Annotated in this window: 10 protein-coding genes; 3 read left to right on the top strand and 7 right to left on the bottom strand. The window is 67.2% G+C overall.

The window, feature by feature from the left end:
* Nucleotides 1–113: 113 nt before the first annotated feature.
* The 3 genes from B4K29_RS04780 to B4K29_RS04770 are packed head-to-tail and all read right to left on the bottom strand — an operon-like array spanning nt 114 to nt 3,272.
* Nucleotides 114–1,388, bottom strand: a complete 1,275-nt coding sequence (locus tag B4K29_RS04780) for a glycosyltransferase family 4 protein (protein ID WP_239265145.1) — start codon at nt 1,386–1,388, stop codon at nt 114–116.
* A gap of 25 nt (nt 1,389–1,413) precedes the next feature.
* On the bottom strand, nt 1,414–2,286 hold the full coding sequence (locus B4K29_RS04775; RefSeq protein ID WP_286966516.1) for a glycosyltransferase: 873 nt from the start codon (nt 2,284–2,286) through the stop codon (nt 1,414–1,416).
* On the bottom strand, nt 2,283–3,272 hold the full coding sequence (locus B4K29_RS04770; RefSeq protein ID WP_286966514.1) for a glycosyltransferase family 2 protein: 990 nt from the start codon (nt 3,270–3,272) through the stop codon (nt 2,283–2,285). Before B4K29_RS04770 ends, B4K29_RS04775 begins: the two co-directional genes overlap by 4 nt.
* Nucleotides 3,273–3,475: 203 nt before the next feature.
* On the opposite strand from B4K29_RS04770, the gene B4K29_RS04765 reads away from it, so the two are divergent.
* The 3 genes from B4K29_RS04765 (at nt 3,476) to B4K29_RS04755 (ending at nt 6,721) form a co-directional block, all read left to right on the top strand.
* Entirely contained in the window at nt 3,476–5,020 is a 1,545-nt protein-coding gene (locus tag B4K29_RS04765) for a lipopolysaccharide biosynthesis protein (protein WP_286966513.1), read from the top strand.
* Between the two features lie 4 nt (nt 5,021–5,024).
* Nucleotides 5,025–5,579 (top strand): serine O-acetyltransferase, encoded by a 555-nt coding sequence (locus B4K29_RS04760; RefSeq protein ID WP_286966512.1) that lies wholly within the window; start codon nt 5,025–5,027, stop codon nt 5,577–5,579.
* A gap of 149 nt (nt 5,580–5,728) precedes the next feature.
* A complete protein-coding gene (locus B4K29_RS04755; RefSeq protein ID WP_286966511.1) occupies nt 5,729–6,721 on the top strand; it encodes a hypothetical protein in 993 nt (330 codons plus the stop codon).
* A gap of 81 nt (nt 6,722–6,802) precedes the next feature.
* On the opposite strand, the gene B4K29_RS04750 is transcribed toward B4K29_RS04755, so the two are convergent.
* The 4 genes from B4K29_RS04750 to B4K29_RS04735 form a co-directional block, all read right to left on the bottom strand.
* Entirely contained in the window at nt 6,803–7,360 is a 558-nt protein-coding gene (locus B4K29_RS04750) for an acyltransferase (protein ID WP_376786853.1), read from the bottom strand.
* The gene (locus tag B4K29_RS04745) at nt 7,360–8,583 is read right to left on the bottom strand and encodes an O-antigen ligase family protein (RefSeq protein ID WP_286966510.1); all 1,224 of its coding nucleotides are present in this window, start codon (nt 8,581–8,583) and stop codon (nt 7,360–7,362) included. The genes B4K29_RS04750 and B4K29_RS04745 overlap by 1 nt, the downstream gene beginning before the upstream one ends.
* 134 nt (nt 8,584–8,717) lie before the next feature.
* Nucleotides 8,718–9,620 carry a hypothetical protein gene (locus B4K29_RS04740; protein WP_286966509.1) on the bottom strand — a complete coding sequence of 301 codons (903 nt, stop codon included), beginning with the start codon at nt 9,618–9,620 and terminating at the stop codon, nt 8,718–8,720.
* A gap of 52 nt (nt 9,621–9,672) precedes the next feature.
* The gene (locus B4K29_RS04735) at nt 9,673–10,689 is read right to left on the bottom strand and encodes a glycosyltransferase family 2 protein (protein WP_286966508.1); all 1,017 of its coding nucleotides are present in this window, start codon (nt 10,687–10,689) and stop codon (nt 9,673–9,675) included.
* Between the last annotated feature and the right edge of the window lie 168 nt (nt 10,690–10,857).

Below are 10,857 nucleotides of genomic sequence, written 5' to 3'. Positions count from 1 at the left end.
GTACAAGCCCCCCCCCCCCCCCCCCGCCGGCCGCGCCGCGGCCCCCCCCCGCGGGGGGGGGGCCCCGCCGTCGTCGTTCCCACCCGTATGCCGGGCGCCGGTCGGATCCGTGGTCAGCGCCTGTCGCGCGCCGCCCCGAAGCGGGCGAGGAAGGCCTGCATCGCCGGTGCTGCGGTGCCCGGGGTGAACTCCTGCAGCACGGCGGCCCGCCCGGCGGCGCCCTGGGTCGCCCGGCGGGCGGGGTCGGCGGCCACCTCGCGCAGCGCCTGCGCCAGCAGGTCGGCGCGGCCGGCGGGGATCACGTGCCCGGTCTGACCGTCGCGGACCAGCTCCGTGACCCCGGCGATGCGGGTGGTGACGACCGGGAGCTCGGTGGACATCGCCTCCATGAGCACGACGGGCAGGCCCTCCTGGAAGCTCGGCAGGCAGAACACGTCGGCCTCGCGGTACTCGAGGGGGAGGTCGTCCTGGCCCAGCGGCCCCACGAGCTCGACGACGTCCTCCAGCGCGCGCGCGGCGATGGTGGCGGCCAGCGTCTCGTGCAGCGGCCCGGCGCCGACCATGCGGACCCGGAGGGGGACGCCGGCGTCGCGCAGCTCGGTCACGGCGTCGAGCAGGACCGGCCCGCCCTTCTCCGGGACCAGGCGACCGACATACAGAACCCGCAGGGGCTCGCCCTCGGTCCGCACGCGGCCCTCGGGCGGCGGGGGATAGGCCTCGGGGTCGACCGTCATCCGCACGACGTCGAGCCGTGGCCACACCGCGGGGTCGACCATGCGCATGAGCTGGCTGCGGCAGAAGTCTGAGATGCAGGCAACCCCGCCCGCGGACCGGACCTTGGCGGGGAGGTCGAAGCGCTGCACGGCCTCGAACTCGGTCGGGCCGTGCATGCTGAAGCTCCAGGACCAGTCCTCGCCGAGGTCCTTCGCGAGGGCCACCGTCAGCCGGGCGACGTCGGCGGCGGCGTTGGCGAAGTGCACGTGCACGTGCCGCAGCCCTCGTCGCCGCATCTCGCGATGCAAGGTGACGGCCTCGGCGAAGTAGAACAGCTGCCAGAGGCGGGCCCTCGGTGTCAGCTCGCCGGTGCGCAGGGCCCGGGAGAGGCCGCGCAGCCAGGCGTCGGGCTGGGTGCGCAGCAGGGCCAGGTTGGCCAGGGCGGCGCGGCGCTTGTCCTTGACGACGTAGGTCGTGCGTGCGTCCTCGCGCATCGCCTGGGAGGCCAGCTGCTGCTGAGGACAGGGGTTGAGCGTGAAGGTGTCGACCCGGGTGCCACGCTCCCGGAGCGCATGCACCTCACGCTCGATGAAGGCGTGCGAGAGGGCGGGGTACTGGCTGACGAGGTAGGCGACGGCGAGGTCGTCCGACCCCTGCGGCTGGGCGGTGGTCACGGAGCTCCTTGGGGTGACGGGCTGGTCAGCGCGTGGACGTGTCTCGCTCCCACGCGGCGGTCGTGGTGCGACGGGCCTCGCGTCGGGCGTAGGCCGTGACGAGCACGTAGACGAGGGCGGACGGAATCATGGACGGACGCCGCACGATCAGGTCGACGAGGGCCTTGGAGGTGGATCGCGTGGACGTGGAGAAGTCCGGCGTGCGGCCGTCGTCGACCATCGCGCCCGGATCCTCCTGCGCCAGCTGGGCGTTGCCGCGAGCCACGCGGGTGCGCACCTTGACGAGCTGGCGGAGCGTCCGCGGGACCTGCACCTCGAAGGTGCCGTCGACGATGATCCGCTCGTCCAGGGAGAAGATGCGCTGCGCGAACAGGTCGTCGCCGAGCAGGTCGGGAAACTCGACGAAGCGGGACCGGCCGGCGCGGGACATCCCGTAGACGCCGAGGCCCACCAGCTTGTCCTGCACGTAGGGCAGCTCGGCGAAGACGTCGTAGAACGCGCGGACGAGCCAGGTCGCCTGCGCCGTGGCGAAGTGCACCTGGGGCGCGGCGGCCCGTGGCTCGTCCGTGTCGAGGACCCGGACCATCGCGTCCAGGGCGTCGGCGTCGAGGACGATGTCAGCATCCAGGTAGATGCGCGGGAAGACGGTGGCGACCGCGTCGGCGGCATTGATGGCCTGGACCTTGGAGGGGGTGGGCAGGTCCAGCACCTGCACGCCCGTATGCCGGCGGGCGCGCGCCACCGTGTCGTCGGTGCAGCCGTTGGCCGCGACGATCACCTCGAGGCGCCCGGCGCGAGCGTCTCCGTCCAAGGCCTCGAGGCAGCGGTCGATCACCCCGCCCTCGTCGTGGGCGGGGATGATCACGGAGGCGCGTGGTGCGATGTCGGGCGTGCTCACGGACGCGTGTCCTCGGAGGTGCGGCCGGTCTCGCGGTCCTTGGCGGCGAGTCGACGGGCATAGACGGCGCCGAGAGCCGGGGCCCTGCGCAGGACCTCGGCCTTGAGCCGGATACGACGGGCGTTGGGCATGAGCTGCGAGGCGACGGCGAAGTGATCGGCGGCCGTCGGCACGTCGCCGCGCCGGAGCGCGGACTCGCCGAGGTCGACCTGCTGCACGGCCGAGCCTCGCTCGAGCCGCAGGTCGAGGAACTGGCGCTCCTCGGTGCTGAGACTCGCACCGTGGAGCTCCGCCACGTGGGCGAGGACCTGCTGCTCTCCGGCATACATCCGCTCGCTCTGCGTGGAGAGCGAGCCGGCGGCACGGCGGTAGAGCGCGTGGTGCGCCGTGACGAAGCGGGCGGTCCAGCCGGCGTAGATGGCGCGCGCCCAGAAGTCGTAGTCCTCGCAGACCCGCATCGACTCGTCGAAGCCATCGATCTCCTCCCACATCCGTCGCGGGAAGACGGAGAAGATCGACACGAAGTTGTTCTCCAGGATGCGTCGGCGCTGCTCGGCCGCCGCAGGCGTTCCCGAGGGGAGGACGGTGCGGCCCTGCACGATGCCGGCGCCGCTCATCAGATGCGCGTCGCAGGTGACGAAGGTGCGCTCGTCCCCGCCCGCCAGCCAGCTGTCGACCGCCGTCTGCACGTACGGCGGTAGAAGGATGTCGTCGGCGTCCAGCAGCGCGACCAGCTCACCGCGAGCTTGGCGGATGGCCGAGTTACGGGCACCCGGCAGGCCCCGGTTCTCCTGGGTGACCACCCGGACGAGGTCCCCGTAGGCCGCGGCGATGGCCCCGGTCCGGTCGCTCGAGCCGTCGTTCGTGATGACGACCTCGATGTTCGGGTACGTCTGGGTGAGTGCACTCGTCACGGCTGCGCCGAGGAAGGCCTCGGCCTGGTATGCCGGGATGACCACCGACACGAGCGGCTGGCGCGCTGGCATGGGTACTCCAATTCATGGGTGCGTGGACGTCTTGGCAGAGCCCCTCACCGCTTCTGACGACGTCCTGGTGCCGACCAGTCTAGGTGGACGTCATAGGAGGGTCTGGATTTTGCCGGATTGACGTGGCCGTCCAGATCACTCCCTATGATGGAAGGCATGGCCTGCACTCCTTCTGACGCTCTGACCAACGAGCGCCTCCGCTGATGGCGGAAGGCGACACCGTCGGCGGAGGGATGCTCAAGACGCTGCTGAAGGGCACCACGTGGCAGGCGCTGGGGCAGTTCCTGCCCCTCATCATCAACCTGGCGCTGACCCCGTACATCATCGAGGGCCTGGGTGCGGAGATCTACGGAATCTTCCTACTCATCAACACGATTCAGCTCTTCATGTCGAGCTTCGACGGGGGCATCGGGCCTAGCGCGAGCCGGTACTTCACCCTCTACGCAGGCAGGGCGGACGCGGCGGCGACCACACGGCTGCTGGTCACGCTGCTCACCATCGTTCTGGGAACGGCGACGGTGGTCTTCGGCTTCTTCTTCCTCGCCACCCCCGCGATCATCGACTTCTTCCCCGTCACGCGCCCGGACCCCGAAGGGGCAGCCTTCCTGCTGCGCACGATGGTGGTGCTGGTGGCCATGGCCCAGATCCGTGGCCTGTTCGCCTACGTGCTCTTTGCCGAGCACAAGTTCGCCATCACCACCACGACCGGCTTGGCAGGGCACGTCATCTACGTCATCGGGTTGGTCTGGACCATCGAAGGCAACCATGGGCTCAAGGGCATCGCCCTGACGTTCATCGTTCAGCAGCTGATGGCGACCCTGGCGATCATCCCTGCGGCTCTCAAACATCTGTCAAGGTCTGGGGTCGGGCTGCTGGCCTGGCCCGACCTGAAGGAGTTCTTCGGATACTCCTGGAAGGTGCAGTTCTCCAGCCTCCTGGACATGGTGTCCCTCCAGGGTGACATGCTCATCGTCTCCAAGTTTGCAGCCGTGCAGCAGCCCCAGTTCGGACCTGGGGCCAACTTCGCCCAGCAACTGCGCATGGTCCCCATGAACGCCTTCAGTCCCGTTCAGGCCATGCTGGGCCGTTCGGTGGGTGGAAAGGGCGAGGCGGCAGCTGTCGCTGACTTTGCGCGGATCCAGAGGCTGTGGGTGCTTGGTGTGGTCGGCTGGGTCGCTGTCGGCGCGCCCGCTGCCTACTACGGGGTCACGCACTGGGTCAAGATGGGCTCCTCGCTTCCAGGTTTGGTAAGCGCCGTACTCTTGGCGGGGCACCTCTTCTACCTGATCGGCATCATCCAGATTCTGTGGTGCCTGGCGGTGGGCCGCTCAGACCTTGAGCTGAAGTACGGCCTCATCGCCACCGGACTCAACCTCAGTCTGACCCTTCTGCTCGTCATTCCTTATGGGGTCGTCGGGACGATCGTCGCGACGGTCGTGGCTCAGCTGGTCGCTTCCATCGCCCTGACGCTGATGATGAGGCGATCGCTGCCGCATCGAGCGCCATCACCTTGGCGTCAGATTCCCTACGACGTCGCAGCACTGGCCGCATCGATCTCCTATCTCTGCGTCTATGGCGCACAGATGCTCGTCGGCAACGTCGTCCCGACGGGCCCCTTTGCGTTGCTCCTCTGCGGCTTGGCCGCGGCTCCGGCCGCCTGCGTGTACGCAGTGCTCGTGATCGGCCCAGCGGAACTCCGCTCGATGGTCGGTCGTTTGGTCAGCGGACGAATTCGACTGGGAAGGTGAAAGCGTGAAGCACGACCTTGCAGACAAGGACCTGTCTGGCGCGGCAGAGGCCTTTCGACGTCTGTGCGCGTCCGACCGTAAAGTCAACGACCAGCCTGGGAGCATTCTGACGCTGGCGGTTTGGCGTGCTGGGCAGGTTCTGAGTGGCGTCCCCGGCGTCCGGGCCTTCGTTCTCAGGCGCCTCTGCCAGGTGGCGGACGGCCTGTGGGTGCGTGGGGTCATCGGGGCGGAGCTGCCCCCTCAGGTCGTTGCGGGCCCCGGCTTGTGCTTGGCACACGCAGGGCGAGGGGTGGTCCTCCACCCTGAAACCCGCATCGGCGCCGATGTCAAGATCTATCACCAGGTGACGGTGGGTGTCCGGGACGCAAACGGCGCACCCGAGATTGGGGATCGTGCGATGCTGGGCGCCGGCAGCAAGATTCTGGGACCGATTGTGCTCGGGGACGGCACCCAGGTGGGGGCGAATGCCGTCCTCCTTACGAGCACGGAACCCGACAGCAGCTACGTAGGCATTCCCGCTCGTAGAGTGGCGGGAGGCAAGGGGGAGGCGAAATGGTAAATACCCAGAGGGACAAGCGTGCATGGATGGCTGCGACTCTGACGCTGGGAGTCCTGGCTTCGGCTGCTTGCCAGTCGGAGGGTGGCGGACCTAAGCCTTCGACAACCCAAGCCAAGCCAAGTTCCAATGCACCCACTCTACCCACGGTCATGGCGACCCCGGGATATTCCGCAACCCCGGTCCCTGATCCCAAGGCGGCGGATACGCCCCCCAGCCAGATATTTAACGCTGGCACCAATGTTTTCAAAGTGGACGTGAGCACGGCTCCGACCCACCCCAACTCTGCAGCCATGGTGCAGAATCTTCGCAACCAGATCACGCCTCACTGGGGCGGGATCGCAGCATTCAACAACGATCGGTACAACCCCAGCTACTACGTCGTGGACAGTAAGACACCCCGAGTTGATCTGGAGTTCTTCAACTGCCAGAACAAACCTGGCGTTCCCGAGGGGCTGATGGATGGACCGGCAATGTTCAAGCAGGTACCTATCCCGGCAGGGGCGATACCCGCTGCAGGAACCGACTCAACCCTGACCCTCTATGACCCCACTACGGACCAGTTATGGGAGTTCTGGGTCTTGCGCAAGCAGGCCAAGAACCCGAACAAGTGGGAGGCCTGCTGGGGTGGACGCATCGATAACGTCTCAAAGTCACCAGGGTTCTTTGATTCCCCATACGGTGCAAGTGCGTCTGGGCTCGTGACAACTGGCTCGATGGTGACGCTGAAGGAGGCTGCGTCCGGCAAGATCGAGCACGCCATGGCCCTCAACCTCATCGAGACCGGCCACCACAGTCGAATTTGGTACCCGGCGAATCGCAGTGACGGAAACTCCAGCAATCCGAACGCCATCCCTGAAGGGGCAAGGTTGCGCTTGGACCCCTCGGTGAACGTTGACGCCCTTCAGATGACCCCGCTGGCCAAGGCAATAGCCAAGGCAGCTCAGAAGCACGGATTCATCGTGGTGGACACCGCACATGCTGTCGCAGTCATTGCCGAGAGCGGACAAGCACAGCAGGCCAAAACAGGGAAGGACCCGTGGGGGCCGATTCTGGGAGGCGTGCCCAACTACAAGCAGCTGGAGGGATTTCCTTGGGACAAGGTGCAGGTCATTCAGCAGGAATACGGCAAGCCGGGGTCATGACGACGACTCAGCGATGGAGCTAGCAAGACGGTGGGGCCACGAGGATCTCCTCGTGGCCCCACCGTCATAGTAGTCAGCTGGTCAGTTGTTGTTTGTCCTCGTGCTCACCTGACGCGCGGGCGCGCCAGCCATGATGGCCAGGGCAGGCACCTCACCTCGAACGACCGAGCGGGAAGCGATGACTGCGCCGTCTCCGATCCGCGCCCCCGGCAGGATTGTGGCGCCGGCTCCGATCCAGACGTCGCTTCCGATGACGATGCCATCACCGTGCCAGGGTTGGTCCCTGACCAGTTGGCCAGCTCTCATGCCGTGGTTGGACCCCACTAGCGTGCACTGTTGCGACACAAGGCAATCAGGACCGATGACGATTGGCGCACCTGCGCAGCGAATGTTGTTGAACTCGCCCACGTAGGTTCTAGCACCTATCTCGAGTCGAGCGCCCTCGAGCCCGCCGCCGTTGGAGACCGACAGGACACTGGGGCCAGCCACGTGCACCCGGTCCTTCAGGGTCACGTCTTCCACGCGGCCGTCGAACAGCACGCCCCGAGTCAGTCGGGCGTTGGGGTTGGCTAGGCGGAGGCGCTGCAAAGGCAGAGCAGTGCCGCGCACGTAGCGAACGATTTCCTTCGCGATGGGAATCATGAATCCTCCAGGACCCGTCGTCGCTCGATGCCGTCATCGCCGGTCTTGGTCGTCAGGTTGTGCACCAGGACCGTCCGCCCAGCAATGCCGGCGATGAGCCACATCAAGTAGTTCGGGAAGGGGTAGGGGTTAGGGCTCGTCATGCTGGGGACGAACCACACCACCAGTGCGAACAACAGGAAGAGCCACCACAGTCGGAGTTCCCCCCGGCTGCGTCGTGCGCGCCAGAGTATCGTGAGCGGCCCCATCACGACGATAGCGATCCACAAGAGGGCGCCGGGGATGCCGGTTTCAACGGCTCGCGACAGGAAGACGTTGTGGATCTCGATAGTGACCGTCGTGATCGGGTAGTCGGGTGCTTGCCGCACCCATTCTGTGCCGATGTCGATAAAGCGACTCCAGCCGATACCGAACAGGGGTTGCTCCGCGAGTGCCCTCCAGCCTGCTTCATAGGTGTTGGCCCGGTCGTAGAGGGAGCGAGAAGTGGTCAGGCGCCCCGTGGCCAGTTCCATCAAGCTCGGCACAGCCACCAGGATCGCGCCGAGGGCCGCCGTGCCGAGCACTGCCACGAGGGCGAGCCAACGCCTGGCCCCTGGAACGAACAGACCAACGAGAACGACCCCGAGCACCGCTGCCAACCAGGACGATCGCGTCAGCGTCAGGATCAGGCCCGCGGTGCTAGCTGGGATGGTGATGAGCACCAGGGCTCGCCACCCAGCATTGCGTGTGCGAATCCATAGCAGGGCGGCCGCGAACGCGCACAAGGCCAACGCCATCCCATTGGCCTCGCTCGAGAGGAAGGGACCAACAGCGCGCGGGTCGTTCTTAGCCATGGGACTGTTGGCGAGGTAGTCCATGATGTAGCGCGGGAAGACAAGTCGCTGGGGTCCGACCATGGAGAGGACGGACACCACTCCGAGGTAGAGCCCGATGACCGTCAGCGTTTGCAGCAGAAGGTCACGGCGACGGGTGCTGGAGAAGATCAGTCCGCCCACCGCAAACATCAGGAACGGCACCATGATGCGGTCCAGCAGTGCATAGGACCCGTTCGCAGTCGTCAGGGTGCCCACGGTCAGCGCCGACCACGCAGTCCACAGAGTCAAGATTGCCATGACGACGTAGACGGGCACGCCCCGCAGCCGGTCGCGACGAGGCTCAAGCGCCAGCAGCATCAGCGATCCCAGGAGCAACACGCGGTCGGGCGGGACGGGGAAACCCATCAAGCCGCTGTTGCCCGAGAATACGTTGAGTGCCGTCGACCCAAGGAAGAGCCAGACGTATGCAGGTATCCGTTCCGGCGGTGCTCCCGCAGGAGGGGGCGGCTCCAGCGCCGGGTGGGTGCTTGTAGTCGTCGTCACGACCGGATGTCAGACCGCGCGTCGTCAGTGGTCTTCGCCACGTGCGATCCCTCGGCCCGCGCCATCCGGTGGTTGTGCGAACGCACACGACGACGGTCCAGCAGTATCGCGAGCAGCAGGGCAAGACCCAGGCCGAGAACGAGGCCCGCGAGGGCGTAGCGCTGCTGGTTGGCGGCCTTGGTGGAGTCTGCGAGGGCCGCTGGCTTGACGACAATCAGGTTGGCGGCCTGGGACCCCTGGGAGATCTGCTGACGGTACTTCTCCGACAGAGCGTCCATCTGCGCCTGCAGGACGGCCGACCTTGCCGCCGTTTCCGCAGCGCGCCGCTGAGCTGCCGCGATGGTGGCCGCCGGACGATCGGCGCCGATGGCGCGATTGGCGGTAGTGCTCGCCGAGTCGCTTGCAGCCTTGGCTTGACCCCAGTCAGAAGCGACCTTGTTCAGCTGCTGGAGCGTGACGGCGGGGTCGCTCTCACCCTTCTTGGAGTTGACCGCCTCAGCGAGGTCGTCGGCAGCCTTCTGTGCCGACTGGACGGCAGCTTCCCGGTCCGGGCTCTTGGCCTCGATGCGGATCACGTTGGAGTCCGGGACGGGGGAGGCGGTGACCTCGGTGCCGGCGGGGATGTCACCCTTGCCCTCGACGCCGCGGTCGTTGACCCAGCGCGCGTAGTTGGCGGCCATCTGCTGGGTAGCCTGGGGGAAGCCCGCGATCGCCCCCGCGGAGATGTTTCCGCTACCGACGGAGGTCCGCGCCTCGGCGGTGTACATCGGCGCCTTGGCCGCGCCGAGCATGTAGCCCACGACGGCGAGCGCGAGCGGGAGGGCCACCGCGAGCCACCACCGCTTGGCGAGCGCCGAGAGTGGGGAGGACGGGGTGGTCTGGGGGTGTGCTGTGGTCACGAGACTCCTTCAGAGGGACGGTCGGACCGTCGTGGTGCTGTCGTTGGTGGTATCAGTGGTCGGTCGTTGGTGCAGGGGCCGCGTCGACCCGCCGCCCGGCGGCCACGACGTAGGCCTCTCGGCGCCGTCGGCTCACGCGCGTGCCCATCCCCAAGGGGAGCATGCTGAGCAGCGCGACCGAGATCGCGGCCGGCGTCGGGCGCACGCGGAGGCTATCCAGAGCCGACCTCCGGGCGCGGCGTCCGTCGCCCAGCAGCAGATACTCGCGCGCCAACCTGGCATCGTCCTGAGCCATCCGCTGGCGGAAGACGTCCGCGTCACCGTGTCGACCCGATGCCATGGCCTCACGAAGGATCCACTGGGATGCCTCCAGGCTCGGGACGACGTTCTTGACGCTGTCGTTGGCGCCGTGAATCCGGTAACGCACCAGTGGGCGCCGCACGTACCAGCTCGACGCTGCGTCCTCGGCGGCCGACACCACAAGGAAGAGATCGTACGACGTTCCCGCCTGCGCAGGAACGGCATCCCAGTCGATGGCCGAGCGGCGGAGCAGTGCCCCGGCCAAGGTCACGGCGCCCTGGGCCGCGATCGCGCTGAACGGTGTGTGCAACCCCTCAGGCAAGGACTCTCGGTGGGTGTCGTGCTGCAAGGTGGTGGTCGCCTCGGCCAGCTCGTGCCCTGCGACGTCCACGAGCTGGAGGTCGCAGAACGACGCGGTCAGCTCGGGCCGGTCCGCGAAGGGTGCCGCGAGCGTCTCGAGCGCATCCGGCTCGAAGGCGTCGTCGTCGTCGAGCTTGATCACCAGCTCGCCGGTGGCCCGGCGGAAGCCGTCGATCGCGTTGGCCATCATCCCGATGTTCTCCGGACGGCCGACGTAGGTGATGCGGTCGTCGTCGAACGAGGCCACCACCTCGCGGGTCTCGGGGTCGTCGGCGTTGTCGCAGACGATGACCTCCAGGTCCCGCAGGGTCTGTCCGAGGACCGACCCCAGGGCCTCACGCAGCATCGCGGGCCGCTTGTACGTCGGCACCACGACAGAGACAAGTGGCGGTCTGTCGTTCGCGGTCATGGTCGTCTCCCCCCAGAGGTGCTGGCACCACCAGGGGCGACTCGCTCGAGCCGATTGCCTGGCTGGTCTTGGCATTCAGCGTCCAGGTTACCCAGCGTGCTCGTCTGACGGCAGCCTCTTGTCGAAGCCCACTCCATGTGTGGAATCAGGTGCCTCGTAGTAGTCGGT

The organism is Arsenicicoccus sp. UBA6765 (genome assembly GCF_002453335.1).
GTDB lineage: Bacteria > Actinomycetota > Actinomycetes > Actinomycetales > Dermatophilaceae > Arsenicicoccus > Arsenicicoccus bolidensis.
The sequence above is the reverse complement of the archived record's forward strand: the minus strand, read 5'-3'. Positions and strand labels throughout refer to the sequence as shown.

Excerpts from the sequence above, each read along its gene's own strand:
- B4K29_RS04770 (WP_286966514.1), bottom strand. The coding sequence starts at position 3,272 with ATGCCAGCGCGCCAGCCGCTCGTGTCGGTGGTCATCCCGGCATACCAG.
- B4K29_RS04765 (WP_286966513.1), top strand. The coding sequence starts at position 3,476 with ATGGCGGAAGGCGACACCGTCGGCGGAGGGATGCTCAAGACGCTGCTG.
- B4K29_RS04755 (WP_286966511.1), top strand. The coding sequence starts at position 5,729 with ATGGCGACCCCGGGATATTCCGCAACCCCGGTCCCTGATCCCAAGGCG.
- B4K29_RS04745 (WP_286966510.1), bottom strand. The coding sequence starts at position 8,583 with ATGGGTTTCCCCGTCCCGCCCGACCGCGTGTTGCTCCTGGGATCGCTG.
- B4K29_RS04735 (WP_286966508.1), bottom strand. The coding sequence starts at position 10,689 with ATGACCGCGAACGACAGACCGCCACTTGTCTCTGTCGTGGTGCCGACG.